This window comes from Acinetobacter sp. YH12043 (assembly GCF_013419915.1).
Taxonomy (GTDB): Bacteria; Pseudomonadota; Gammaproteobacteria; order Pseudomonadales; family Moraxellaceae; genus Acinetobacter.
On record NZ_VOZD01000005.1, the window covers coordinates 98,145 to 121,527 of the forward strand.

Genomic DNA, 23,383 nt, shown 5'->3' on the forward strand with positions numbered 1-23,383 from the left:
TCAACGTACTCCTAGCTGACGGTTTTTGCGTTTAAAGTTCTTATAGTCCTCAGACCCAAAGAAGCCGGTACTTTCTAAAACTTGATGTCGTTTATTTTTACGCATGGCGACTCGCGCATTTTCCAAAGCATCTAGAATCCACTGTGGAGCTGTAGACCTATCCATTTTCTTCAGAGAGCCGTCAGGTTGGATGGAGTAAATCAGCGTATTGCAGAAATAGTCAGCAATAGTTCCTGAGCTTTTGACACGTAAAGCGAAGTAGCTCACCCGATTTTTACCAACCCTGTAAATCTCAAGTCCTTCAAACGTCTTGATGTATTCAGAGAAGTAGCGATGAGTTGAGCCAAACTCTACTGGCATTGGAATGACAGGTAGTTCATCTGCTTTGAATTGCAGGAAACCAGTGTAAAGATCAGCAAAATTAACTTGTGCTTGGTCATTAAGCGGGGACCAATCATCAGAGCCATATTCACACCAGTAAACCAGCTGGCCATTCAAAAGTGCTTCAAAGATTTGGTCGGCAGATTTAAGAATCATGACTGCACCTCCACCAGACGATGCTTCATGATGTGACCAGCGATCATTGCATTGATTTCGCGGTGATCCTGATAATCAGTGAAGTCGTTGTATGGATTGCCATTGGCATCGAATACCTTGATTTCACCCAGTTCTATCACTTCTACATTAGTGAACTCGGAACCTGGTACACCGTAGCCATCTGGATGTGCTGCAACTTCAAACGAAGTGATTTCCAAACGGAAGCCATCAAGATTCAAGATTGCTTCACCGCGTACGCCATCAAGCATTTTTAAAGATACGATGCCGTATTCAGATTGAATGTTTTGAGCTGGAGCTGCTTGGCTAGTACCAAAGTCAGCACACCATCCAAACGCCAATGCGCTTACAGTTAAGGCAGTAGCAACAAGAGTCACCTTGAAGCTATTGTGTGGAGTCAATTTTGCATTCATAATTTCTTTACTCACTGAGAGAGAGTGGGTCACGCTCCAGGTAGTTGTCGTAGGCTACGCTGGGGCTTTTTGTTGTCTACGGAATTTAGTTTACCAAAGGAAACTTTATAGTCAAGAGAAAAGTTTATTAAAAGAAACTTTTTATTCTTTATGGAAACTTTTATGTTTTAATAGACAAAAGAAAACCCACCGCTGGGGTGGGTTGTTTGGAGTCATTAGAATGATTGGTATTACAAAAGAAGGTCAGTTAATAGAGGTAATGGATTCATCTCCACTAACTGGGGTGAAACTTATCGGTGTTTTAATTACTAATCCTAATGATTTAAGCGAAAACCATTTAAATATCGCTAATCACTTTTACCACAAAGATTCCCAACAACTTCATAAGTTAGTCCTAGAGGCTTTACGTATAAATCTGAATCACCACCATTTGTCGAGTGAGCAACCTTAACAACTTCATATAAAACCCCTTCGTCATTTTCATCTATTTCAATCCATTCACCTACGCGAGGATGGGTTTTGAATTGTCTAGCATAGAGTGATTTTGGTTTAGTTTCAGATATATCAATAACAATTAATTCAAGCATAAGTTCTCCACCCGCTCCAAGAGCCGCGTCGGGTTCGCGTTTTTTATTAATTAGTCTCAGGTGATTTGCTTAGGGCTTTATCCTGATACATTTTTTCATCTGCCTCTATGATAGCTGCTGATAGACCGTATGTGGGATTTCGCATTGCAAAACCAATTGCAGCACTAATGCCAGCTTTTGCAATAGCAGTTTGAATTCTGGTTGCAAGTTTATCCGCATTTTCTCGGTTGGTTTCAATACTGAGTACAGCAAACTCATCACCACCTAGACGAGCGACAATATCATTATTGCGTACAGTGTTTTTGAGGGTTAAAGCCATTTTTTGAATGAGTTCATCACCTGCAGCATGCCCCAAAGTATCATTGGTGATTTTGAGGTCATTAAGATCAATCATGAGAATAGCAACAGGGTGACCATATCGCTTGCAGCGCTTTTCTTCTAATACAATTAACTGGTCCCAAGCACGACGGTTAAAAAGGCCAGTCATGGGATCGGACAATGCCTCCATTTCAAACCGTTCAGCTTTACGTATGTACTCAGCGGCTTTTAATTCAGCTTGAATATTATAGCTAAGCACTTGTGCTAGCAGCTCAAATAATGGAGCTTCCTCGACCAGATTTTTAGATTGAGGTTCAGGATCGATTGCACAGAGAGTGCCAAAAAGGGACCCATCTTCTTTATACAGAGGTTGGCCGATATAGGCTTTAATTGGGACTAAGTGATTTATAGGTGCGTCTACGTAAACTTGAACATCGGGCGAGTAAGGGGCAATGCGGGGCGCATTATTTTGTACCATGTGTGAGCAGAACGAATCTGCCCATCGAAATACTTGTCCTGGCTTAACGTTATAGCCATTATCTTCACTTAGTAACACGATCCAGTCATCACCTTCAGTACGGGTAATCATCCATAGCTTAAATCCAAATCGTTGAGATAAGAATTTTAAAATGGCTTGGCCAGCTTCTTCGAAATTCTTAAAGTTAATATTATTCATTAAGTTAGTCCGTATTTGTACTAAGAGAGATATGGAAAAACAATTTTTAGACTACAGCGTCATATATTATAATTTTAAACTGATTAGCTCACTAATTATTCAAAAACTTAATTCACTTTACTTAAATTTTCTAGAAATTCCATCGGTTAATAAATAGGAATATTACTTCATATAATAAAAAGACAACCCACCAATGGGGTGGGTTGTCCTAGAGCAATAATCTTATTTTTTGTATTCAGTAATACTGATAGGTTTGTCTTTCATAAACTCTACAATACCTTCACCAGCTTTGAAGTGAATTGAAACACCATCATTATTGGCTAAACGCACACCACTTCCTGAAATAGCTCGTTTAAGGTGATAGACCTTGCCAGAGTTATCAGTCATTAAAGCTGTTTCAAAATTATCCGAAGATTTCAATTCAACTGTAAGATCCATTGGGCCAGTAAAGTTAATTACCTGAGTTTCAGCTGGAGTATTGCTCACAACTTTTTCTTGAACCACTTCGTTTTTTGGATTTGAAGTACAGCCAGTAATTGCTAATCCTAACAATGCTGCACCTAACAAATATTTCATTGAGACTTACCTTTCTATTTATGAATCATAGGTATCTTTATACTAATTGTTATAATGTAGCGTTTAAAGACAAGGTTACACTTACCTTACATAAAGAAAAAACCACCGCTGGGGTGGGTTGAATTCAAGATTAATTATATTTTAGTAAAGATTAAAATGAACCGTCTTCCTTGCTCTATTAACATAAGAATTGCAGCGCAGATAAAAAAAAGAATACCGTATAGAATATAGCTCAAATAAGGATTGACGAGAAAGAGACAAATAATCCCTAAGCTGATAACAACAAGAAATAAAAAAATATTTATAAAGCAATCAATAATGAAGACTCTATAATGTCCAGTTTTTCTCATGTTTTCAACAAGCTTCCTATCCATAACAGCTGTAAGCATCGCTACTGCTGTTAATAAGAAGCCTAAAATAGTGCCGCTAATACCTGTAATCAGTTTTGCAATTTCATACGGTGAGTTTTGAGCACCATCTTCAAACTTTATGATTAGACCAAAATTTCTATATAGTAGAAAACAAACGATAAAAGAAGCAGCAAAACTAATCAAGAGTGGCGTGTGGCGTTCCAAGAATTTCATCCAACACCTCTCGTTTTTCATCATATGCTGATTTTATCATATCAATCATTGTTATAAATGGTATAGATTTTTTGTCAGCCTCAACTTGTCGCGATGTTTTAACTCTATCAGTTATCAAATCAAGCCATTCTCTTTTACCTTCATCTAATACTAAAACCTTGGCTGTCCTTGCCGCGCCAGACGATACTAATGTTTCCAAGCCGCGTTTTATAATCCCGCTATTAAGATAACCTGCATCCTTGGATCTCAAGTCAACTCCGCCAATCAAATTAAATAAATCAGCTCCAGAATTATTCATTAGAGAAAACAAGCTCTCTGTAAATTTATTCTCGTTATACATACTAGGTGCGGTAGGGCGAGCTACTGAAATCTGAAACTTCAAAGCCTCAGTCTGGCTAGCCATTAATCGTAATAGAGCTGATTTTGTTAAAATCGGAGCTGCTTCAACTTTATCGCCACTAGTGGTACTAAGAAAATCTGCAAATCTTTCAGGATGGTTGGCATGTGAATCATGCTGCCATACCAAAATGTTTCTATCTGGGAAGAAAATGAAACAATTCCTTTCAATTATCCCTTGATCTTCATCCAGTGTAATTTCAGTTTCATCCTCTCCAAATCTTGCGTAGGCGGGTAACTGGTCAATTCGATATTTACGAAACTGCCCAAACCAAAAACCATCTTTACTTTTATCAAGTCGATATAATTCTCTGGTATATCCTCTGACTTCAACAAAACTATTTGTTAAGCCATTTTTTATAGCTTCAAAGAAGTCTTGTAAAGTATTGTTATTATTAGAAGAAATAACAAGTTGATAGAAGTCAAAGTTAATTTCTTTTTTTGCCATTTTTACCCCTCAAGCCCGATTCACAGCAAAAAAAGCTGCACTGGGTTTTCAATTCTATAGATACCTAAACTAGTACCAACTAACTTTTTAGATATTTCGATACAACCTAATGATTTTGTTTAAGCCGCATATAGCGGCTTTTATTATTTTCTAAATTCCCTGTGATGCTGAACAACTACACCAATAATTGAAATAGGATGCTTCTGTGAGTTATGAATAGGGAAATCTGGATTTAGCGGAACCAATTCAAATACTTCACGGCCGTGCTCATCAAAACCTACAACTCTGTACTTCTTAAAGGTAACCTCGTAATCACCATTCTGAGCTACCACATAATCACCAGGCTGAGGAGTAATTGAGGCATCAATAACAATATCATCACCAGGTTGAAACTCGGGGTACATGCTCATACCTTCGACAGTCACACTAAAAATAGTGCTTGGATCTTTATTTTCATAAGTAGTAAGGGTATATCCTTTTGGCTCACTACCATCGTACGCGACCTCTCGCCACATACCAGCTTGTACAAAATCTAACACTGGAATCCTTGTAAGTTTCTTTCCATTAAAACGAACGTTATTAAATCCTTTATCGTCCTCTTTTTTTACAGGGCCGCCAAGATTTTTAAGGCCCTCACCATCTAAAATCCATTCAGGTGATGTTTTTAAGGCTTTTGCAAGAGATGTGATGCTTTTTCCACTAGGGACATTCACACCCGAGATCCATTTGGAGACCGTGCCTTTACTAAGGCCTGTGGCTTCAATCAGATCAACTTGCTGAAGGTTAAGTTCCTTCATTCTCATCAAGATACGCTCAGAAACGCTGCTCATTGCAAAAATACCCATAACAATTGTTTCCAATGGTAAACACTATTATTGACCTAAAAAGAAACTTATGGTTTACTTAGGGAAACTAAAAGTTTATCAAGGTAAACATTATGACTGTCGATGACGTAAAGGAGCATTACAGAGCTGAAACTGATGCTGACCTAGCGCGAATCTTAAAAAAGACACGCGGAGCTATTAGCAAATGGCGCTCATATGGAATTCCAGCTTCAACCCAGGCAATTCTCCAAATTCAAAGTAAAGGCAAGTTAAAGGCAAATTTAGAAACCTTAATTGCTTAAATCAATTATCAACAACTTAGCGTTTTTAATAAACGTGAAAGTAAACAAGGTGTTCACATGGATATATCGAAAGAGTCTAAAACCGCGCTACACAAGATGATTCACCAATCAAACGGGATTACACCTAAAGAGATTGCTGATGTTGTTGGTGTGTCTCACAACACGATTTTGAACTATGCCAATCCAAACATGGAAAACCATTTGCCGAGCCTAAAGGCATTTGAAGCAATGCTGACCTATACACAAAACCCGGCTTCTTTAAAAGTGTGGGCGCACAAATTAGGTTTTGCATTAATGCCGGTAGAGCAAGCGGAAGGAAAAGATCATCAACTAGGTGTTCTTGAATCACTGCTTGGTATGAATGTTGGGAATGGTGCAGCAAATAAGCAAGTTTTATCTGCTCTGGAAGATGGTGTGGTGACACCTACTGAAATGGATGAGACAGATCGCATCCTGGAAGAAATTGAACACAAAATTCAATCTTTGCGTAAAGCCATGAAAGGCGAGTGTGCAAAGTATTTATCAGCTCTACAAATGGAAAAAGCCTGATGGTCTAGATCAGGCTTTTTCGATTGTTCACTAACGGTCGAGGAAAGTAAACATGAATATGTTAGCACAAGGAAATTTTAACATAAACGAAGTAACGATGTCATCACTTGAGATTGTTGATTTCATTAATGAATATCGCGCAAAAAGTGAAACCAATCCGGCGCAACTTCGCCATGATCACTTTATGGCAAAAGTGCCGAAGGTTTTGGGTTTAGAGGGTCTCCCAAAATTTAGGGATACCTACATTAACCAACAAAATGGACAAACCTATCCATGCTATCGCTTCCCAAAACGTGAAGCTTGTCTCATGGCTATGTCTTATAGCTACGAATTACAAGCACAAATTTTTGACCGTATGACTGCAATGGAAGAAGCGCTCAAGGCTAAAAATAGCTTTGACATCACCAACCCAGCACACCTGCTTCAAGCAATCGAAATTCAAGCCAAGCTCAATATTGAGTTAAGTGAAAAAGTAGCGGTACTCACACCTAAGGCTGAGGCACTGGAAACCATTGCTGATACTTCTAACACTTATTGCTTACGTGAATGTGCCAAAACAATCGGCATTAAAGAATCTGAATTAATCCAGCTACTGATTAATAAGAAATGGATCTACCGTGATTCAGATCGCAAGCTCCAGCCACATGCCCAATATGTCTTGAACAAGGTTTTCACCAATCGTACATCACCAGTAATTGTTAATCGCAATGATGGCAAAGAACGAGTGTTCCTGCATATGCGTGTCACTGCATTTGGCCTGACTCGTATCACTGGCTTGGTAAACAAAGTACGTAATACAAAGCAGGTGGCGGCATGAATACAACACTTGAAGATGTAATTGGTTTTATTGGGGTGTACTTAAAGTGGGGCGTAAATAATGGCTAGAGCACGAAATATTAAGCCTTCATTCTTTATTAATGAGGATCTGGTAGAGCTTTCATTTGAAACTCGTCTTTTGTTCATCGGCTTATGGACTTTAGCTGATCGTGAAGGCTACCTGGAAGACAAACCAAAGAAAATCAAGATGGCACTTTTCCCTGCTGACGACGTAAATGTTGATCAGATGCTGAATGAACTTCAAGACCAAAAATTCTTGATTCGCTATTTAGTAAATAATCGCAAATGCATTTTTCTGCCTAAATTCACTAAGCACCAGAACCCACACCACAAAGAAAGTGTGAATGATGTGCCGAGATACAACCCTGTACAAGACCTAGGCAAACCCGAGGCAAACCTAGGGCAAGCACAAGTTCAGAATGTTATTAATGTGAATGCTGATGAAAATCAGGATTATATAAGTGAATTAAATTCAATAACTTATGGTGATGATGATCAATACCTAGGTCAAGCCCTAGGCAAGCCTCAGTCTGACCCTGCTGATATATTGATTCCTGATTCCCTTAACCTGATTCCTGATTCCTTAAACCTGAATACAGAAAACCGAGATCCACGTTTTGATCTCTCTCTTTCTGATGTGAACACTCGTTTATCAATGGCAGGTTTAAAAAATATCTCTCAACACGATTTGAATGTTTTGTTGATTCAACTTCAGGACGCTTATTCACATAAAAAGCAAATGGTGAAAAACCAGATTCTTGGTAAAGCATTTGAGTGGATTAAACGTCAACAAGAAACACCACTGAAAACACCAGGTCAATCTATCACTAAAACCACAGCTCAGATTCTCGCTGAACAACGTGCAGCTATGGATCGACAGCAAGGTCAGATCATTGATGTTGGTGAGCCAAAAAAGTCATTACTGATTGAGGGGGTGGGTCGTGCATAACGGGATCGCCTTAGACAAGGCACGCGAATACTACGACATCATGCAGGTGATGTATGGACACAAGTTTATTAGCCAATTTAACGGCATGACTGACCTGAATCGCATTTTGACCATCATTAACAGTGCTTTGATGATGCTAACTGATGAGCAGTTTCAAAAGGGTATGGCCCAGCTGAATGCAAAAGCTGGATCAGGTGATTTCTGCCCAACACTCTCAGACTTTAAATCATGGTGCATGTCTGGCAGCTGGTGGACAGCAACAGAAGCTTGGCAACGTGCATGCGATTACTCAAATATGAGTTCTCATCGTGTGGCTGAATTGTCTCGCATGGAGCTGAAGGAATTCCTGAAGCAAAAAGACAAGATTACTATCTTGACTAAAAAAGCATGGGATTCGGTTTACTGGTTGGTCGAGCAGGGAAGCATGAAAGAGGCTTTCAAGCAGTTCAAATCGATCTATGACACGTACCTGGCTAAAGCCCAGATGCAAGGTCGTCAGCAAGAGTGGTATGTGCCACCGAAGATGATTGGTACATCCAAGGCAGCACCTAAGCCTAAATCATGGCTACCTGAACCGACCCCGGAGGAGAAATCTTGGGTGGAAAGCAAGGTAAAAGAATTTCAAGAAGCGGGCATGTCTTTGCCGATGGCGATGATGAATGCGATGAAGTTGAAGCATGGGCAAAGCGCAGGGGGTGGGGTGTGAAGATGAATCATCCATTAATCCGGTACCACGGTGGAAAGTTCCGTTTAGCTGATTGGATTATTAGCCACTTTCCAAAACATGAAACCTATGTAGAGCCTTTTGGTGGTGGTGCTTCGATCTTGCTTAGTAAAATACCGAGCGGTACCGAAATTTACAACGACCTTGATTCTGATGTCGTCAACTTCTTCAAAGTACTGCGCAATGAAACAAAACGCATGAAGCTTGTTGAGCAACTTGAATTAACTCCATATGCGCGAAATGAGTTTGTCGAAGCTTATGGCCACACTGAATGTGAAATTGAAAAAGCTAGAAGATTAGTAATTCGTGCACAGATGGGCTTTGGATCTGCGGGAGCTACTAAGGGTAAAACAGGCTTTAGGGCAACTGGCGGTAGAGACAAACCCTATGAGTCTAAGCTTTGGGATGAATACCCATTAAGACTTATTCAGGCAGCTAAAAGACTTAAATCTGTATATATCGAAAATGATGATGCATTGCGAATTATCCAGCAATACGACTCACCAGAAACTTTATTTTTTATAGATCCACCATACCTATGCAGTACTCGTGATTCTGGTACCAAGGCATATCGCCATGATTTAACAGATGAGCAGCATATTCAGCTATTGGATCTCATTCTCTCATTAAAGGGCAAGGTGATTTTATGTGGGTACCACAGCGATCTATATGACTTGAAATTAAAAAGCTGGAAAAAGCTTACCAAGTTTACACAGGCCTCAGGTGCTAATGGTGGTGTGACACGTGAGGAAATACTTTGGATCAATCCTCAGGCAGAAAAACAAGGTGATTTATTCGGTGGTGCGGCATGAGTATTTATCAAAAACAAATCGAATCTGAAAAATTAAATAACGATGTTGAAGCTTGGCTGACTAAAAACCAAATCACTCAGTTGCCAATGGGCTTCACAAAGTTTCCTGATGGGAATATTCCAAAAGAACGTGCAAAGGTGGTAGCTCCTGAATCTGAACGTAATGCAAAAATTGAAGCTACTAACACAGAAGCTCGCCAGGCAAGAGAGGTTACAAAACGCCAGCAACGTGCTGAAGCTAAACAGCGCAAGCAAGAGGAACGAAAAAGACGTGAGCGCGAACTTGAGTCAGCTAAACAGCAACGTGCTTTAGAGCGTGAGAAAAAGGCCGAGCAAATCAAAAAAGAGCGTCAAAAAAGCGTAGCTCTTAAAAAAGCTGAAAAGGAGGCGGAAAAGCATGATCGACAATTACGCCTCCAGAAACAAAAAACACTGCTTGAAGGATTTAAAGCGAGAGCGCGTTTTGGTGACACAAACAAACTAGCAAAACAGTTTGGTGTGGTATGGAACCGAATCAATGATGCAATTATCGGTAGATATGCGCTGACATGGGAAAGGATCCATGAGCTAGAAGAAATTATTAAACACTTCGAATACGCGGATGGTCCGACGCTTATGGCAATGGATAAAAAATCATTTATCCGTATTCATAACATGGCTCGTAAAAAAGACGCTGTGCAACGAGGCGAAAGAACATTCCTGGCTTACTGCATCAAAGAGGAAAAAGAAACCTGTTTTGGAATCTACAACTCAGGAACGACTTATTGCATAAGTTGTAGAAGCGCAAAGGTGAAGCAGTACAACAATCAAAAATTATCCAATAACCGAATGCTGGCAAATGACGCACGTATCCGTGGAGAGAAACGTTTTTATGGTGAATGCAAAAAGCATGGCCCGGTTGAGTACGTAGTTCATGCAAAAGTGCATCGCTGCACAAAATGCGAGTCTGATAGAGCCAAGAAGTCATACGGACCAATCACGGAAAAATGGAAACGTATAAATCGCAACCTGGAAGCAATGAAACAAGCTATGGAAAGAGGTGAAACGCATTTTGAGGGCGAGTGCGAGAAGCATGGGATGGCACTTCATAAGCGAGTGATGTCACATGGAGCTTATGGAACTAAGTGTGTTCTTTGCAAGCGTGAAGCAAACCGAGCTTATCACAAACGCAAGCGTGAACAGGCTCAAAAGATTGGGGAGCAAGCAGCATGACAGGATTTACAGAATTAAGAGACCAGATCAACCGGACGACTGATCTACAGGAAAAGGAATTACTTCAGCAACAATTTGAAATGATGCATCAAGTGGCAGATGAAGAAAGTAAGCAGTTTGAGGATTTGATTCGGGGTGATTGGAGTGATTGGGATGAGTGAGCAGGGTCAAAAGTTTGACAAAAATAAGCCGCGTATGTCGCTGCTTCCAAAAGGCGCTCTAAATGCCGTAATTCGCGTTCTAGAGTTTGGGGCTAGTAAGTATCAGGTAGATAACTGGAAGCATGTCCCTGAATCTAAGACGCGATATTACGATGCAATGCAACGCCATATTGATGCTTGGTGGCAGGGTGAGCAAAAAGACCCCGAAACTGGAGAGCATCATTTAGCTCATGCGATTTGTTGCGGGATGTTCCTGTGGTGGTTTGATAATCAGCAATCTGGTGTACCTGAAGCGATTCTAGATGCTGAGAAATATCAACCAAATTATGCTGGAGCGGTTCATGACTAAACATCAATGCCTAGATCATGGCGAGGTAGCTTTTTGCGATGGTTGCTTGGTGGATAGCTTGCACCATGAAATAAGTCAACTAAAAGCCCAGCTCAACAACATGGAGGCTTGTTATATCGAGATTAAGAAAATCAACGATGAGCAGTCTGCAATTATTCAGGGTCACTTTGCTGCGCGTCAGGATATGCAAAAGCGAATTGATGAATACAAGAAACTTACCGTCAGCATAAGAAATGAATTTGATTTGTGGTCTGACGATAGTGAGTTTGCGGATGTTATCGAGGCTCAAATTGAGAATTTAGAAGCCCTGCGAGGTGCCAATGACTAATCTCCGTATCACCGCAGCTCAGGCGCGAAAAGCCGGTATTGGTCCTCGATTTGGTGTAACAACCAAGTCGGGGAAAAAGAAATCCAATCCAGATCCAATGCCAAAGGTTCCAGCACATCTGGTCGAAGGGAAAGGATTTGGTGTGATGAATGATGAACTGCTCTGGTGTGAAGTTTTAATCACACCTCCCTCGGTGAATCATTACTGGATTCGTGGGGCGAACAAGACTAATCGATTAAGTAAGCGTGCAATCCACTTTATTGACGTTATGAAGCGTTTTATTGAGCCGGCAGGGTATCAGGGCAGAGTTCGCGTAAAGATCGAATACGCGCCACCTGACGCGAAAATACGCGACATCGATAACATCGTAAAACCATGCTTTGACGCTTTGTCGAAAGGTGGGTTGATTTTGGATGATTCCCAGGTGGATGAATTGCTTGTGAAGCGGTTGCCATCAGAAAAAGGCGGGAAGCTGATTATTCAAGTTGAAAAGTTAAGGGTTTGAGAGGAAATAGGGATGAATGCGATGGTTAAAGCGGAAGTGATGAATTGGGATCGTTTCAGTATTGAAGATTGGCTTAAGCAGTATGGGGCATACATCCAGATTTCACGTATGAAGTCAGGACATCAGCCGGACTCACTTGGGGTAAATCAGATTTACTGGCTGATTCTTGAAAATAACAAAGGGGTGGCACCGCGTAAGGATCAGATCATTTGCCAGATTAATGATTTTGAAGCTGAGCAGGTGCGGAAGTTGATTATGGATTTTAATAAGTCGACGGTAGTTTGTGCTTCGGCAAAGGTAGCTGTTGAGATCTTTATTGATAAATGCGTACGTGGGATGTCGTTGCGTCAGCTAGCACATGAGCGCGGTATGGGTAAGACTTCGATTGAGGGAATGGTATATGCTGGAAAATTCTATTTAGCAGGCCATGATAAGCGCTTGAAATTAGATTGATTGAGTATTTGACTGTCCGGACAAGATATGGCATATTTCTGATATAGTGCGCTTGAGTAGTCAGGCTCACTAGCGATTAAGGCTCATCGAAAGGTGGGCTTTTTTGTTGCCTGTAAAAAGGCAATCCATTCCTGCTGGAGTGCTGACCAGTGGAACATGCCATCGAGTAAACTTCCTTCGGGAATCTAGACTAGGGAGTAGCGTCCCGACCTAAAGAGGATTGAAAGCAAGTAAAGCAGACCGTGCATGTTAGGTGTGTGTGATTGTGAGTAGCGGTAGATTAGTTGCCGAGCTGGTCAATATCGTAATCTAAGGCAAGGATGTGGCAGATCGCCACATCCTTATTTAATGCCCTGAGAAATGTTGGTGTAAGCAATATCAGGGCACCAGATTCTAAAAATAACCGAGCCAACCATGAAAACAATCAAACACCAAAACAATGAATTCCAGTTTAATGATGTGCATATTGCTAGAGCAGGTGATAAGGCATGGGATTATGCTTGGGGTATTGCTGACGAGTTTGGTTACTTGGCTCCGTGTGTCATTGAGTCGCTACCAGATGAAGATAATAACGAGCAGATTCTTGCTGTAGATCGTGAAGATAAATGCAAGGCTGAATGTATTGCCATTATCTGCTCAAAAGAGAAATCACCAATGTTCCCATCATTAACTGAAGATGAACGCTGTTTAGGTTTTCAGTTTGTGTATGAGGGAGATCAATTCGAGGTGTTGTGATGCTCCAATTCCTAAAACGCCTATTCTGCTTTCATCACTACGATTATCACTCTGATATTTTCGTTCAGGTTGAATGCCGTAAGTGTGGCAAATGGCTGGATGAATAAACCCTTGTCACTTCGGTGACATTCGCCGAACGGATTACGGCATATAACCCTGCTCAACTAAATTGAGTGGGGTTTTCTTTTCTTATTGGTGGCACCCATGACAGACAAAATACAAGCTAAAAAGGACTTAGAGTTTTGCAGTGCTGAGCTGTCTAAATATCAGAATCTCAGTCGATCCGGATTAACGCTTAGTGAGTTGCATGCGATTGACGGCATCATGATTAAGCTGAAAGAGCGTATTAAGAATTTGCGTACGGCGCTTTATTCGTAACGCCGTTCGATTTGTGGTGGGTTATGAAAGATTGGGATTGGATAAGTATCTTGATGACGTCAGCAATGTTGTTGGTGATTTTGGCTATGCTGAAACATGTTTATTGTCCGTGGTGAAACTATGAAACGTCCATATCCACCTGAACATTTGCTTGAGATTGATCCAGTTGATCCGATAGCCTTCGAGCCGGCACCAGAGTTAAAAGAATGGATATTGGAAACCTTCATTTCAGAAGATGGGGAACTACATAATCCAGATCATGTGCATATATCGCCGTGGGATGATGATCTATTTAAAGTACTGTGGGCTTCATCTGCATTCATTAAAGCTGAACAAGTGGTTTTAGGCCAGACAGAAAAGGTCATGTTTAATGCTGGCGGCTGGAAGAAGGCCCGGCAAGAAAAACAAATGATCGACTGGTTTGGCTGTGTGCCTACATACTTGATCACTATTGATGCTATCTATGCATCACAGGCGAGTGATGCTGATTTCTGCGCTCTGATTGAACATGAGCTTTATCACATTGGTGCCAAACGTGACGAAGATGGTAATTATCTGGTGAGTGCTTCAACTGGTGAATATAAGTATTTCCTGCGTGGCCATGATGTCGAAGAATTCCACGGCGTTGTACAGCGTTATGGTGCATCACCAGAAGTTCAGAAAATGGTAGAGCTTGCAAATGATGGTCCAACAATTAGAAAGGCAAATATTGCTCATGCATGTGGTACATGTTTATTGAAGTTGGCTTAAATTTTTTGCCTGCTTTGTTATACGTTGTTATACGAAGGGGTGTTTATGGCAACACTTAAAGAGCCTGTAAAAATCTTTATAGTTCAGTCTCTTGCTTGTCGTGATACGCCCCAAGAAGTTGCTGAGCTCGTTAAACAAGAATTTAAAATTTCCATTGATCGTGTTCAGGTCGCTGCGTATGACCCAACCAAAGCGGCAGGCAAAAACCTTTCCAAAAAGTTTGTCGAGTTATTCAACAAAACACGCGCCGATTTTGATTCTGGCTTAATTGATATCCCGATTGCAAACAAACATTACCGCTTAAAGCAGTATCAAAAGCAGCTTGAGCGTAATGCGAAAAACACGGTGATGAGTCTTAAGATTCTTGAACAGGCTGCTAAAGATGTAGGTGGTCAATTCACTAACCGACAAGAAATTACCGGTAAGGACGGCGAAGCATTACAGACCACCGTTGTTCATGCTACTCAAGAACAGGTCGAAGCTGCTGTAAAGAAGGCCCAAGAGGAATACTAAATGGATCTGCAAACACAGGTTGAAAAGAAGCTGTGTGAAGATGAGCATTTATATTTCACCCGGCGATTCTTTAAGCCTCGTATGGGCTTTAAATTTACGGTGAATTGGCACCATGTTTATATCTCATGGATTATTGACCAGGTAATTGCGGGCGAAATTGCAAATGTTGTTATCAATGTTCCACCAGGCGCGGGTAAAACTGAACTGACAACTAATTTAATCCCGCGAGGCTTGGCTCTAAATGCTCGATCACGGTTTTTGTATTTGTCCTTCTCTCAGTCACTGGTAGAAGGCGTATCAGATACAGCGCGTGACATTGTGAAGTCGAAAGACTATCGATTGATGTGGGATTTAACGGTTTCCAATAGTACTGACTCCAAAAAGGAATGGAAGATTACAGTTGAGGACTACGATGTAGGTCATGTGTATGTGGCCTCTATGGGTGGACAGGTAACAGGACGGCGCGCAGGAACACTGGCTGATGATGGCTTTACAGGTTGTATCATTATCGATGACCCATTAAAGCCAGAAGATGCTTTCAGTAAGATCAAACGAGATGCCGCCAATCGCAAGTTACTTAATACGGTGAACTCACGTAAAGCCAAGTCTGATACACCCATCATCATGATCATGCAGCGCCTGCATACTGAGGATCCAACCAACTTTGTCATGACAGGTAATTTACCTGGTGAATGGACTCAAATATCTATTCCGGCATTAATTGATGATAAGTACATTGCAACCTTGCCAAAGCATATTCAAAAGCTGGTACCGCGAGATGCTGAGCGTGATGAGCAAGGCCGCCAAAGTTACTGGCCAAAGAAAGAATCGCTTCAATCCTTATTACAACTTGAAAAGGGTGGCAAGGATAAAGAAGGTGCCACGGTATCCCGTTATACATTCTCTAGTCAGTATATGCAGCAGCCTAAGAAATTAGGCGGTGACCTGATTAAATCTGAATGGTTCGGATTCTATAAAGATATTCCAGAGCTTCAGTGGCGCGCCGTCCTTGTTGATACCGCTCAAAAGACTAAAGAGCACAATGACTATTCCGTATTCCTACTTGTAGGCATGGGGATCGATGGAAAGCTGTACTTGCTAGATCTCTTGCGCGGTAAGTGGGAAGCACCAGAACTGAATCGTCAGGCTAAAGCCTTTCTGGATAAGCATAAAGAGTACACCTGGCATACCAAACCTATCCGCTACATGAAAGTAGAAGATAAGGCATCTGGTACTCAGTTGATCCAAACACTCGGCACTTACTCTGGTGTCGCTGTGATTCCAGTCCAGCGTAATACAGACAAGCTATCCCGTTTCATGGATGTGCAGGTCCATCTCGAAGCAAACTATAAGGATAAACCGGAAGATCGTTTTGTGATGGTACCTAAAGATGCTCATTGGGTCGGTGAATTCTTTGAAGAGTGTGAAGCATTCAATGCGGCATTTACCCATGATCATGATGACCAAGTAGATACGCTGATTGATGCGATTGAAGATGCAGTAATTGCGATTAATTACAGCCCTCCGGCTGCATAAGGTTGAGTTATGTCTAAGAAAAGGAAAAAGCCTGAGAATGCAAAACCTGAAGCTGGTGCACTGTATTCTCATGAGGCTGAACAGGCTTTAATCAATTATCTGACCAAAATGCCAGACGGCGATGAAGTACTTCGAAAAGCAGGGGTCACCCGTCCACGTTTAAAAGTCATGATGTATGACGATGAGATTTATCAGGCCATTGAAAAACGCCAGGATAAACTTGAGAGTGCATCATGGCGTGTAGAGCCGATGGACCGACCGGAATCTAAAATCATTATGGAGCATTTACGTGAGTGGTGGTCTGAGATTCTCTTGGGTGCACAGAATGCTCGCTGGTACGGATATTCTGTATTAGAAGCAATCTATACTAAGCCTGAGGAACCGAGCCTACATATTGATGGCAATACCATTACACCGTTTATTGGTTTTAAGTGGATTGGTGAAAAGCCAATGCAATGGTATGAGCCTAAGAATGATGGTCGTCTGATGTTGCTGGCCAACTACAATACAACTCGGCAGGATCAGGAGGTTGATCAGCGCTTCAAACACTTTTTGACACGTTGTAAATCTACTTATGAGAATCCATTAGGTGAGGCTCTTTTAAGTCGACTGTACTGGGTCTGGTTCTTCAAAACGTCTGGCTTTAAGTTTTGGGCCAAGTTTGTTGAAAAGTTTGGCTTACCAATGCTGGTTGGTAAAACTGCCGGCAAGACGACAGATATGCGTGATGCGCTACTTAGAGCGCATGCAAGCTCAGTGATTGCTTTAAGTGGAACAGATTCGGTAGAAATCCAAACAGCCAATACCAATGGCAACGCATCACAGACTTTCGAAACCTTCGACAAGAACCTTGAGCGCCGTATTCAAAAGGTGATTCTGGGTCAAACTCTAACCAGTGGTACCGATGGCGCAGGTTCGCGAGCTTTAGGTGATGTGCATCTTGAAGTGCAAAACTCAAAGTATAAAGCCGATGTCCGGATGATCATGCCAACGATACAAGCCATTATTAACGCGTTATGTGATATCAATGGCTGGGAACGCCACCGGGTCATCATTGGTGAAGAGAAATCACTGGAAGAGCCTAAAGCGGATCGTGATGTGAAGTTAAAGAATGCTGGTGCAGTCTTAACGCCACAATACTTTAAGCGTGAATATGGTTTGGAAGATGGTGATGTGATTGAGCAGCCTCAAACTGCCTTCAATCAATTCACCGCTTTACCGCGTCAGGCATTCAACTTTAAGGCAACAGCAAACAAGCTTTCACCAGAACAGCAGGAAGTTGAAGAACTGACTGATGGTCAGGATGAATTGCAGCTACTGAAACCAGATCAGGTCAAGGAATTGGTATTCAAGTCTGATAGCCCTGAAAGTCTGGCTTATAACTTGATGCAGTTAATACCTGGAGCAACACAAACTCAGTTCACAGCTAATCTGGACCAAGCTTTGTATGCTGCAGATGTATTGGGGTATGTGACGGCTCAAAACGGGAAGTAAGCTATGCAACCAGTCACGTTTCTTGAGGCGCTTCGGTACGCTCACAGTAAAAAGATCGTGCTACCTGATGAGTTCTATTCAATGGACCTTAAGACCCGACAGATGGCGACTACGGTTAGCTTTCTATCGAGTCTTGAGCAGATTGAAACGGTCATCAAGGCGGTGAATAAATCGATTGCCGACGGCGGTACCTTTAAGGATTTTCAGAAGCTAATTGAAGAATCTGAAATCATTCTGCCAAAGCATTACCTGGACAATGTATTCCGTACCAATATTCAAAGTGCTTACGGTCATGGTCGTTGGCAACAACAGCAAAGGAACAAAGCTAAACGATCATATCTGATGTATTCGGCGATCAATGATAGTCGAGTGCGTCCGAGTCATTTGGCCTTGAATCGGATTGTTCGTCACATTGATGATCCATTCTGGCTGACACATTATCCTCCCACAGGTTTCCGCTGTCGGTGCACATGCATAGCATTAACTGAGAAACAGGCGCTGAAATACGGCATTACACCTGACGATAAGCTACCAGAGGTTGCTGAAGCTTTGGATTGGTCATCACATCCATTGCAGTTTGGTGAACTTGAATCACTGGTGGATAAAAAGATCAGTACTTCAAGTCTAGATAAGGAATATCTCCTCGAGCAGAAAGAGGTAATCAAGGCTGAATGGACGGCGAGTAAAAAGCTCACCAGTCTGTTTGCTCCGATGGATGATAAGACTCGGGACCTATTCGACACAGTGGCCAATACGGTTATTCCTCTTGATCCGAGTATCCGACCTAGTGCGATTCGGACTCTCCTTGATTATGTACAGGGAAATGATGCTTCACTGAGCAGCTACTTAAACTCTACTACAAGCTCTCTGGGTGATGATGTACTTAAGCGCTGGCTGAGTACTGATCTGGCAGCTATTCAAGCTGTGGCGAGCAATGCGGCTTCAACCGTAGTAGGCGCTGCGACACTGCAACAAGTAGCAGCGTATCAAGTTGGGCAGACAGTTCAATTGAATGCGCCGTTGCTGATGACCGATACAGCTTCAGATATCGTGATTAAGATTGAGAATGCAAAAGGTCTTGGTATCGATCTGGATATGTTGAATGCCGGTAATGGTGTTTTATTTCCAATTGGACTGTCGTTTGAGGTTGTTTCGATTGAAGCGGTTGAAGGGCGGGTGGTTTATACGCTAAGGCCATTATTAAACTAAAACGATTTTTGTAATTGACCGTCCGAAAGGGCGGTTTTTTTATGGAGCATGAAAAATGCCAAAAGAAGAGGAACATAAGCCGAATCAGTATTGCTTCCAGGTCGGTAACTTAAATGTCGATCAAGCTGAAGATGGCAAGAAGAAGCGGACTTTCTCCGGTGTTGCATACAGTGGTGAAGTTATTACCGATCATTGGTATTGGGATCGAATCATCTTTGATCTTGATTCTATGCAAATTAAAGGCCGAATCCCTGCGTTACTGGATCACTCAACCCGGCAACGTGCTGGAGCCATCAATAGCCACAGCATTGATCACCAGAACGGCCTAACAGTTTCAGGCGATCTAATGAGTAATGAATTTGGTACTCAGGTTGCTCAGGACTCTGACGATGGCTTTCCATGGCAGATGTCAGTGCGAATTGAACCCTCTACAGTCGAAGAAATCCAAGCGGGTGCATCAGTCACTGTAAATGGAAAAGTGCATCAAGGGCCTATCACGGTTTTCCGTGGTGGTCGTATTCGTGAAGTATCTTTCTGTGCTTTGGGTGCGGATGACAACACAAACGCAGTGGCGGCAAGTCACTCTCCAAAACAATTTAATCAACCAGAGGACACAAACGTGACCGAATTAGAAAAGGCTCAGGCCAAAATTACCGAATTGGAAGGTCAGGTGAATACTCTGACTGAACAAAACAAACAATTCGCAGCAGCAAAACGTGAAGCTGAAATCACTGCATTAGGTAAAGACCTGGGCAAAGAATTCAGCGCTGAAGATATTGAAGAAATGAAAAAGCTTGATGATGGTGCATTTGCATTCTCAGCTAAGCAACTTCGTCAATTTTCTGCAGGTAGCCAGCAACCACCAGCTACACCACAAACACAACAAACACCAAGTGTAAATCCGGCATTTGCTCACTTGTTCACTCATCAAGCCAATCCAGGGCAGGGTAACCAGTCTACTAACACTGATACTCACAAATTCACTTCTGGTGCACAAGCATTCGCAGAACAAAACAAGGGGAAATAATTCATGAGCCAGGTTATTCCAAAAATTACGGTCCAGTCTAAAAAGCTGGTCCTAGACAATGAAAAGTTACGACGTGCCAATGCCAAAGTAACTACCGCTACAGCCTATAAAAAAGGTGACTTACTTACACTTTCAGATGCGAATGTACTCACACACGCTACTGATGAAAAAACATGGGATGTGATTTGTGGCCAAGACGTTACGGCTGCAGAAGCCACAATCAAGGCCGCTGATGGAATCGAAATTCCGGTCTACTACGGCGGGGTTTTCAGTATTGAAGCTGTATCGCTTAATGGGACTTTGCTTGCTGCTGAAGAATATGATGCAGCGCGTGCACAGGCAACTAAAAACAAAATCGAACTTTCTAAGGTGTAAACAACATGCCACAGTCTTTTAATATTGAAGGTGCTCCACTTGAACTTCTTGATGTGGGTGAGCTGGCACTGATCCACTCGAATTACCGTCCAATGGACACATGGCTTTTAGATAAGCTTTTCCCTAATCGCCCGTTATTCACGCGTGATGATGTGCCATTGGCTGAATTATCAGCTGAACATGATCTGGCACCACTGGTATCACCGCAACAGCCTGGTAAGCCATTTGATACTACTCAATCTGGTGAAGTACGCCACGTTAAACCGGCTTACTACAAGCCAAAGAATCAGGTCACTCCGGCAGAAACTTTTGAAATTGCCTTGCTTGAGCGTTTACGTACTGCAGGTATCATCTCAACTGGTAACCAGCGACTATCTGAGCAAGAGCAAATGATCATTGCTCAAATCTCAGTGATGAAGCGCAACCATGATGCGATTGATAACTCAGTCATGATGATGGCTATCGATTTACTGAAAAATGGTAAATACACGCTTCACTCAGATGATTATGAGCTCAACCTGGTGGATTACCGTCGTGATGCGTCTTTGACATATACGCCATTAACCAAATGGAATGAAGCGGGTGCCAAGCCAGTAACGGATATTCGCACCATGCTTGAACGTCAATTGGCTGCTGATGGTGGTGAAGCTAAGCTGTCTGTTATGTCTGGCTTGGTTTGGGCGGCTCTCTGGAACAATGAAGAATTCAAAAAAGAATTCATCACGCCATATGCGGGTATTTCTGTTCCAGTGAATCCAAGCTTTGGTGTAAAAGAATCAGCAACCTTCAAAGGAACCTTTGATGGAATCGAATTCTGGGTATATGACGCAACTTACCGTAACAAAGGTCAAGTGAAGCGCTTTATTCCTAAAGATTACTTCTCACTAATCTCTGATACCAATGGTTCGGTAGCTCACTGTAAGATCAAGAACATGCTGGCCAACGGCGTTGCTCAGCAGTACTTTGACCGTCAATGGTACTGTGAAGATCCAAGCGGCATCATGCTGATGACCGAATCTGCTCCACTGGTTGTGCCGTCTAATAAGAACGGTGTCGTTGGTGGTACTGGTTTTATCACTCTATAAGGAGCAAGACATGCCGAAGTACACAGCAAAACAATCCATCGGGCATTTTATGCCAGGTGATGAAATCAAAGGGCTTGAAGCTAAACAACTTCAGGCCCTTTTAGCATCTGGGGCTATTGAAGAATATCAAGAGCCGGAAGAACCCAAAGCAGACAGTACAGCCGCACGCTTGGCTGAACTTGAAAAGGCCAATGCTGAGTTAACAGCAGCAAATAAAACCTTAACTGAAGCCAATCAGGCAGTAGTTGCTGACAAGGCTAAAGCCGAGCAAGAAATTGCTGAGCTCAAAGCCAAGGTGGCTGAACTGGAAAAGGCGAAGCCTGCTGCAAAACCTAAAGCAGACTCAAAACCTGCCGACGAAAACAAGTAGGTGATCTATGTATGCAACACGAGAGGATTTGGTGGCTCGGTTTGGTATACATGAGATGGAAAATTTAGAAGCAATGCAATCAACTAATGACGCGGTTGAAAATGCATTACAGGATGCTGCAGAGGAAATCGATAGCTATGTCGCGGTTAGATATGAGCTACCGTTACCAAGTATACCAAGCACATTAAAACGAGTAGCGTGCAACATTGCGCGCTATCGTCTTTACTTTCAGCGCCCCACGGAAGAAATTGAGAATCGCTATAAAGCAGAGATTGATTTTCTAAAGCGGGTAGCTGACGGTAAAGCTATTCTAAATATCCTCAATACTGAAAACCAAGTGACTGATGAAAAGCCAGTAAATAAACCATCAACAGCACCCATCGGCACAAGTTACACCGGTGGTGTATTTGGTGATGCCATTTTAGACATGATGCCCAGTATGAAGTGAGGTGTTTATGGCTTTTGCAATAACCATTCAGGCAGATAGCTCACCGATTGAAGCAGTACTTAAGCAATTAGGTAACTTTGATTCATTAAAAGACCAGCTGTTTGATGAGATTGGTGCTGGACTTGTGGATAGTGTGCAGCATCGATTCTTAACAGGTACTGATGTAGATGGGAACCCATGGAAGATTTCATGGCGTGCACGTATGCAGGGTGGTGAAACGCTTCGAGATACTGGCCGCCTGATGAATTCCTACACACACAATGTTCTTTCAAGTGGTGTGGAGGTGGGTACAGATGTTGTGTACGCACCACATCTGCATTACGGCGCAACAATCTTACCTAAGAATGGCCAATACATCACCTTTGCAGTTGGTGGCCAGTATCGAAAGGTTAAGCAATCAGTTCTACCGCCACGGACCCAGCTCGGTATTAATGCTGAAGATGAGGTAATGATTTTGGATATTGTCGGGAGTTTTATAGATGAGCACCTTCTTCGCGGTGCGTGATGAGATTGCAGAAAAGCTGAAAGAAATTCCAGAACTTCTAAAGATCTATACGCCGTTAAACTCAGTCAGCGTAACCGAGATGTCGCAGGTTACGCCGTCAGCACACGTCAATTTCGTTCGTATTGACAAAAAAGCCAGTGCAGGTCGTGGAAGTATCAATCAGATCGGTCAGCAGTGGGCGGTCACGGTGGCATGTCGTAATGCTCAATCTCAGATGACTGATGGCCGAGCGGTGAGTGATGAAGCTGGGTTGTTAACCGAGAAGGTCATTCAATTACTTTCCGGCTGGCAGCCTCAGGCATCACGAACGTCACTAGAAATGATCTCGGTTCGAGATGGCTACAGTCCAGGCTTTGCATACATCACGATTATTTTTGAATCACAAAAATTCATTTAGGAGC

General features: G+C 42.2%; 34 protein-coding genes. 26 read left to right on the plus strand and 8 right to left on the minus strand.

Annotated features, from left to right (window positions below; translation table 11 throughout):
- The 8 genes from FTU01_RS04135 to FTU01_RS04170 all read right to left on the minus strand — a co-directional run bounded on the left by FTU01_RS04135 (position 1) and on the right by FTU01_RS04170 (position 5,398).
- Positions 1-537 carry a hypothetical protein gene (locus FTU01_RS04135; RefSeq protein ID WP_180138236.1) on the minus strand — a complete coding sequence of 179 codons (537 nt, stop codon included), beginning with the start codon at positions 535-537 and terminating at the stop codon, positions 1-3.
- Positions 534-968 (minus strand): hypothetical protein, encoded by a 435-nt coding sequence (locus FTU01_RS04140; RefSeq protein ID WP_180138238.1) that lies wholly within the window; start codon positions 966-968, stop codon positions 534-536. The genes FTU01_RS04135 and FTU01_RS04140 overlap by 4 nt, the downstream gene beginning before the upstream one ends.
- Positions 969-1,315: 347 nt before the next feature.
- Positions 1,316-1,555 (minus strand): hypothetical protein, encoded by a 240-nt coding sequence (locus tag FTU01_RS04145; RefSeq protein ID WP_034171176.1) that lies wholly within the window; start codon positions 1,553-1,555, stop codon positions 1,316-1,318.
- 46 nt (positions 1,556-1,601) lie between these two features.
- Positions 1,602-2,549, minus strand: a complete 948-nt coding sequence (locus FTU01_RS04150; RefSeq protein ID WP_034171175.1) for a sensor domain-containing diguanylate cyclase — start codon at positions 2,547-2,549, stop codon at positions 1,602-1,604.
- A gap of 222 nt (positions 2,550-2,771) precedes the next feature.
- Positions 2,772-3,125, minus strand: a complete 354-nt coding sequence (locus FTU01_RS04155) for an NADH-ubiquinone oxidoreductase subunit 6 (protein ID WP_034171174.1) — start codon at positions 3,123-3,125, stop codon at positions 2,772-2,774.
- Positions 3,126-3,259: 134 nt separating this feature from the next.
- A complete protein-coding gene (locus FTU01_RS04160) occupies positions 3,260-3,700 on the minus strand; it encodes a hypothetical protein (RefSeq protein ID WP_180018011.1) in 441 nt (146 codons plus the stop codon).
- Positions 3,672-4,553 carry a DUF6731 family protein gene (locus FTU01_RS04165; RefSeq protein ID WP_180018013.1) on the minus strand — a complete coding sequence of 294 codons (882 nt, stop codon included), beginning with the start codon at positions 4,551-4,553 and terminating at the stop codon, positions 3,672-3,674. Before FTU01_RS04165 ends, FTU01_RS04160 begins: the two co-directional genes overlap by 29 nt.
- Before the next feature lie 143 nt (positions 4,554-4,696).
- Positions 4,697-5,398: a LexA family transcriptional regulator gene (locus FTU01_RS04170; protein ID WP_180018015.1), complete on the minus strand. Its 702-nt coding sequence runs from the start codon at positions 5,396-5,398 to the stop codon at positions 4,697-4,699.
- Between the two features lie 92 nt (positions 5,399-5,490).
- On the opposite strand from FTU01_RS04170, the gene FTU01_RS04175 reads away from it, so the two are divergent.
- The 26 genes from FTU01_RS04175 (at position 5,491) to FTU01_RS04300 (ending at position 23,379) form a co-directional block, all read left to right on the plus strand.
- Complete coding sequence (locus FTU01_RS04175) at positions 5,491-5,679, plus strand: hypothetical protein (protein WP_180018017.1); 189 nt, start codon at positions 5,491-5,493, stop codon at positions 5,677-5,679.
- A 57-nt stretch (positions 5,680-5,736) separates the two neighbouring features.
- The gene (locus FTU01_RS04180) at positions 5,737-6,228 is read left to right on the plus strand and encodes a phage regulatory CII family protein (protein ID WP_180011271.1); all 492 of its coding nucleotides are present in this window, start codon (positions 5,737-5,739) and stop codon (positions 6,226-6,228) included.
- Positions 6,229-6,280: 52 nt separating this feature from the next.
- Positions 6,281-7,045: a phage antirepressor KilAC domain-containing protein gene (locus tag FTU01_RS04185; protein WP_180138240.1), complete on the plus strand. Its 765-nt coding sequence runs from the start codon at positions 6,281-6,283 to the stop codon at positions 7,043-7,045.
- Between the two features lie 60 nt (positions 7,046-7,105).
- Complete coding sequence (locus tag FTU01_RS04190; protein ID WP_180138242.1) at positions 7,106-8,014, plus strand: hypothetical protein; 909 nt, start codon at positions 7,106-7,108, stop codon at positions 8,012-8,014.
- Entirely contained in the window at positions 8,007-8,720 is a 714-nt protein-coding gene (locus FTU01_RS04195) for a hypothetical protein (RefSeq protein ID WP_180138244.1), read from the plus strand. Before FTU01_RS04190 ends, FTU01_RS04195 begins: the two co-directional genes overlap by 8 nt.
- A 2-nt stretch (positions 8,721-8,722) precedes the next feature.
- Entirely contained in the window at positions 8,723-9,550 is an 828-nt protein-coding gene (locus tag FTU01_RS04200) for a DNA adenine methylase (RefSeq protein ID WP_180138331.1), read from the plus strand.
- Positions 9,547-10,761: a hypothetical protein gene (locus FTU01_RS04205; protein WP_180138247.1), complete on the plus strand. Its 1,215-nt coding sequence runs from the start codon at positions 9,547-9,549 to the stop codon at positions 10,759-10,761. The genes FTU01_RS04200 and FTU01_RS04205 overlap by 4 nt, the downstream gene beginning before the upstream one ends.
- Complete coding sequence (locus FTU01_RS04210) at positions 10,758-10,922, plus strand: hypothetical protein (RefSeq protein ID WP_180012965.1); 165 nt, start codon at positions 10,758-10,760, stop codon at positions 10,920-10,922. The genes FTU01_RS04205 and FTU01_RS04210 overlap by 4 nt, the downstream gene beginning before the upstream one ends.
- Positions 10,915-11,271: a dATP/dGTP diphosphohydrolase domain-containing protein gene (locus FTU01_RS04215; protein ID WP_180138249.1), complete on the plus strand. Its 357-nt coding sequence runs from the start codon at positions 10,915-10,917 to the stop codon at positions 11,269-11,271. Before FTU01_RS04210 ends, FTU01_RS04215 begins: the two co-directional genes overlap by 8 nt.
- Entirely contained in the window at positions 11,264-11,599 is a 336-nt protein-coding gene (locus tag FTU01_RS04220; RefSeq protein ID WP_180138173.1) for a hypothetical protein, read from the plus strand. The genes FTU01_RS04215 and FTU01_RS04220 overlap by 8 nt, the downstream gene beginning before the upstream one ends.
- Positions 11,592-12,104 carry a RusA family crossover junction endodeoxyribonuclease gene (locus FTU01_RS04225; protein ID WP_180003372.1) on the plus strand — a complete coding sequence of 171 codons (513 nt, stop codon included), beginning with the start codon at positions 11,592-11,594 and terminating at the stop codon, positions 12,102-12,104. The genes FTU01_RS04220 and FTU01_RS04225 overlap by 8 nt, the downstream gene beginning before the upstream one ends.
- 12 nt (positions 12,105-12,116) lie before the next feature.
- A complete protein-coding gene (locus FTU01_RS04230) occupies positions 12,117-12,557 on the plus strand; it encodes a hypothetical protein (protein WP_180138251.1) in 441 nt (146 codons plus the stop codon).
- 414 nt (positions 12,558-12,971) lie between these two features.
- Positions 12,972-13,292 (plus strand): hypothetical protein, encoded by a 321-nt coding sequence (locus tag FTU01_RS04235; protein WP_180138253.1) that lies wholly within the window; start codon positions 12,972-12,974, stop codon positions 13,290-13,292.
- Positions 13,293-13,496: 204 nt separating this feature from the next.
- Entirely contained in the window at positions 13,497-13,670 is a 174-nt protein-coding gene (locus FTU01_RS04240) for a hypothetical protein (protein WP_180138255.1), read from the plus strand.
- A 120-nt stretch (positions 13,671-13,790) separates the two neighbouring features.
- The gene (locus FTU01_RS04245; RefSeq protein WP_180138333.1) at positions 13,791-14,420 is read left to right on the plus strand and encodes a putative metallopeptidase; all 630 of its coding nucleotides are present in this window, start codon (positions 13,791-13,793) and stop codon (positions 14,418-14,420) included.
- A 45-nt stretch (positions 14,421-14,465) separates the two neighbouring features.
- On the plus strand, positions 14,466-14,933 hold the full coding sequence (locus FTU01_RS04250; RefSeq protein WP_180138257.1) for a DUF2280 domain-containing protein: 468 nt from the start codon (positions 14,466-14,468) through the stop codon (positions 14,931-14,933).
- Positions 14,934-16,469 (plus strand): phage terminase large subunit, encoded by a 1,536-nt coding sequence (gene terL, locus FTU01_RS04255; protein ID WP_179992503.1) that lies wholly within the window; start codon positions 14,934-14,936, stop codon positions 16,467-16,469.
- 9 nt (positions 16,470-16,478) lie between these two features.
- Positions 16,479-17,963, plus strand: coding sequence for a DUF935 family protein (locus tag FTU01_RS04260; protein WP_180138259.1), 1,485 nt, complete (start codon positions 16,479-16,481; stop codon positions 17,961-17,963).
- Between the two features lie 3 nt (positions 17,964-17,966).
- Entirely contained in the window at positions 17,967-19,172 is a 1,206-nt protein-coding gene (locus FTU01_RS04265) for a phage minor head protein (RefSeq protein WP_180138261.1), read from the plus strand.
- 55 nt (positions 19,173-19,227) lie between these two features.
- A complete protein-coding gene (locus tag FTU01_RS04270) occupies positions 19,228-20,199 on the plus strand; it encodes a hypothetical protein (RefSeq protein WP_180138263.1) in 972 nt (323 codons plus the stop codon).
- A gap of 3 nt (positions 20,200-20,202) precedes the next feature.
- A complete protein-coding gene (locus tag FTU01_RS04275) occupies positions 20,203-20,574 on the plus strand; it encodes a hypothetical protein (protein WP_034171155.1) in 372 nt (123 codons plus the stop codon).
- Positions 20,575-20,579: 5 nt separating this feature from the next.
- On the plus strand, positions 20,580-21,659 hold the full coding sequence (locus FTU01_RS04280) for a major capsid protein (protein WP_180138266.1): 1,080 nt from the start codon (positions 20,580-20,582) through the stop codon (positions 21,657-21,659).
- Positions 21,660-21,669: 10 nt separating this feature from the next.
- Entirely contained in the window at positions 21,670-22,029 is a 360-nt protein-coding gene (locus tag FTU01_RS04285; RefSeq protein ID WP_180138268.1) for a hypothetical protein, read from the plus strand.
- Positions 22,030-22,036: 7 nt separating this feature from the next.
- Entirely contained in the window at positions 22,037-22,477 is a 441-nt protein-coding gene (locus FTU01_RS04290) for a gp436 family protein (RefSeq protein ID WP_180011242.1), read from the plus strand.
- Between the two features lie 7 nt (positions 22,478-22,484).
- Positions 22,485-22,982, plus strand: coding sequence for a phage virion morphogenesis protein (locus FTU01_RS04295; protein WP_180138270.1), 498 nt, complete (start codon positions 22,485-22,487; stop codon positions 22,980-22,982).
- Positions 22,957-23,379 carry a hypothetical protein gene (locus tag FTU01_RS04300; protein ID WP_180052608.1) on the plus strand — a complete coding sequence of 141 codons (423 nt, stop codon included), beginning with the start codon at positions 22,957-22,959 and terminating at the stop codon, positions 23,377-23,379. Before FTU01_RS04295 ends, FTU01_RS04300 begins: the two co-directional genes overlap by 26 nt.
- The last annotated feature ends 4 nt before the right edge of the window (positions 23,380-23,383 follow it).

Excerpts from the sequence above, each read along its gene's own strand:
- FTU01_RS04135 (WP_180138236.1), bottom strand. The coding sequence starts at position 537 with ATGATTCTTAAATCTGCCGACCAAATCTTTGAAGCACTTTTGAATGGC.
- FTU01_RS04140 (WP_180138238.1), bottom strand. The coding sequence starts at position 968 with ATGAATGCAAAATTGACTCCACACAATAGCTTCAAGGTGACTCTTGTT.
- FTU01_RS04145 (WP_034171176.1), bottom strand. The coding sequence starts at position 1,555 with ATGCTTGAATTAATTGTTATTGATATATCTGAAACTAAACCAAAATCA.
- FTU01_RS04150 (WP_034171175.1), bottom strand. The coding sequence starts at position 2,549 with ATGAATAATATTAACTTTAAGAATTTCGAAGAAGCTGGCCAAGCCATT.
- FTU01_RS04155 (WP_034171174.1), bottom strand. The coding sequence starts at position 3,125 with ATGAAATATTTGTTAGGTGCAGCATTGTTAGGATTAGCAATTACTGGC.
- FTU01_RS04165 (WP_180018013.1), bottom strand. The coding sequence starts at position 4,553 with ATGGCAAAAAAAGAAATTAACTTTGACTTCTATCAACTTGTTATTTCT.
- FTU01_RS04170 (WP_180018015.1), bottom strand. The coding sequence starts at position 5,398 with ATGGGTATTTTTGCAATGAGCAGCGTTTCTGAGCGTATCTTGATGAGA.
- FTU01_RS04175 (WP_180018017.1), top strand. The coding sequence starts at position 5,491 with ATGACTGTCGATGACGTAAAGGAGCATTACAGAGCTGAAACTGATGCT.
- FTU01_RS04180 (WP_180011271.1), top strand. The coding sequence starts at position 5,737 with ATGGATATATCGAAAGAGTCTAAAACCGCGCTACACAAGATGATTCAC.
- FTU01_RS04185 (WP_180138240.1), top strand. The coding sequence starts at position 6,281 with ATGAATATGTTAGCACAAGGAAATTTTAACATAAACGAAGTAACGATG.
- FTU01_RS04190 (WP_180138242.1), top strand. The coding sequence starts at position 7,106 with ATGGCTAGAGCACGAAATATTAAGCCTTCATTCTTTATTAATGAGGAT.
- FTU01_RS04200 (WP_180138331.1), top strand. The coding sequence starts at position 8,723 with ATGAATCATCCATTAATCCGGTACCACGGTGGAAAGTTCCGTTTAGCT.
- FTU01_RS04205 (WP_180138247.1), top strand. The coding sequence starts at position 9,547 with ATGAGTATTTATCAAAAACAAATCGAATCTGAAAAATTAAATAACGAT.
- FTU01_RS04210 (WP_180012965.1), top strand. The coding sequence starts at position 10,758 with ATGACAGGATTTACAGAATTAAGAGACCAGATCAACCGGACGACTGAT.
- FTU01_RS04215 (WP_180138249.1), top strand. The coding sequence starts at position 10,915 with ATGAGTGAGCAGGGTCAAAAGTTTGACAAAAATAAGCCGCGTATGTCG.
- FTU01_RS04220 (WP_180138173.1), top strand. The coding sequence starts at position 11,264 with ATGACTAAACATCAATGCCTAGATCATGGCGAGGTAGCTTTTTGCGAT.
- FTU01_RS04225 (WP_180003372.1), top strand. The coding sequence starts at position 11,592 with ATGACTAATCTCCGTATCACCGCAGCTCAGGCGCGAAAAGCCGGTATT.
- FTU01_RS04230 (WP_180138251.1), top strand. The coding sequence starts at position 12,117 with ATGAATGCGATGGTTAAAGCGGAAGTGATGAATTGGGATCGTTTCAGT.
- FTU01_RS04235 (WP_180138253.1), top strand. The coding sequence starts at position 12,972 with ATGAAAACAATCAAACACCAAAACAATGAATTCCAGTTTAATGATGTG.
- FTU01_RS04240 (WP_180138255.1), top strand. The coding sequence starts at position 13,497 with ATGACAGACAAAATACAAGCTAAAAAGGACTTAGAGTTTTGCAGTGCT.
- FTU01_RS04245 (WP_180138333.1), top strand. The coding sequence starts at position 13,791 with ATGAAACGTCCATATCCACCTGAACATTTGCTTGAGATTGATCCAGTT.
- FTU01_RS04250 (WP_180138257.1), top strand. The coding sequence starts at position 14,466 with ATGGCAACACTTAAAGAGCCTGTAAAAATCTTTATAGTTCAGTCTCTT.
- terL (WP_179992503.1), top strand. The coding sequence starts at position 14,934 with ATGGATCTGCAAACACAGGTTGAAAAGAAGCTGTGTGAAGATGAGCAT.
- FTU01_RS04260 (WP_180138259.1), top strand. The coding sequence starts at position 16,479 with ATGTCTAAGAAAAGGAAAAAGCCTGAGAATGCAAAACCTGAAGCTGGT.
- FTU01_RS04265 (WP_180138261.1), top strand. The coding sequence starts at position 17,967 with ATGCAACCAGTCACGTTTCTTGAGGCGCTTCGGTACGCTCACAGTAAA.
- FTU01_RS04270 (WP_180138263.1), top strand. The coding sequence starts at position 19,228 with ATGCCAAAAGAAGAGGAACATAAGCCGAATCAGTATTGCTTCCAGGTC.
- FTU01_RS04275 (WP_034171155.1), top strand. The coding sequence starts at position 20,203 with ATGAGCCAGGTTATTCCAAAAATTACGGTCCAGTCTAAAAAGCTGGTC.
- FTU01_RS04280 (WP_180138266.1), top strand. The coding sequence starts at position 20,580 with ATGCCACAGTCTTTTAATATTGAAGGTGCTCCACTTGAACTTCTTGAT.
- FTU01_RS04285 (WP_180138268.1), top strand. The coding sequence starts at position 21,670 with ATGCCGAAGTACACAGCAAAACAATCCATCGGGCATTTTATGCCAGGT.
- FTU01_RS04290 (WP_180011242.1), top strand. The coding sequence starts at position 22,037 with ATGTATGCAACACGAGAGGATTTGGTGGCTCGGTTTGGTATACATGAG.
- FTU01_RS04295 (WP_180138270.1), top strand. The coding sequence starts at position 22,485 with ATGGCTTTTGCAATAACCATTCAGGCAGATAGCTCACCGATTGAAGCA.
- FTU01_RS04300 (WP_180052608.1), top strand. The coding sequence starts at position 22,957 with ATGAGCACCTTCTTCGCGGTGCGTGATGAGATTGCAGAAAAGCTGAAA.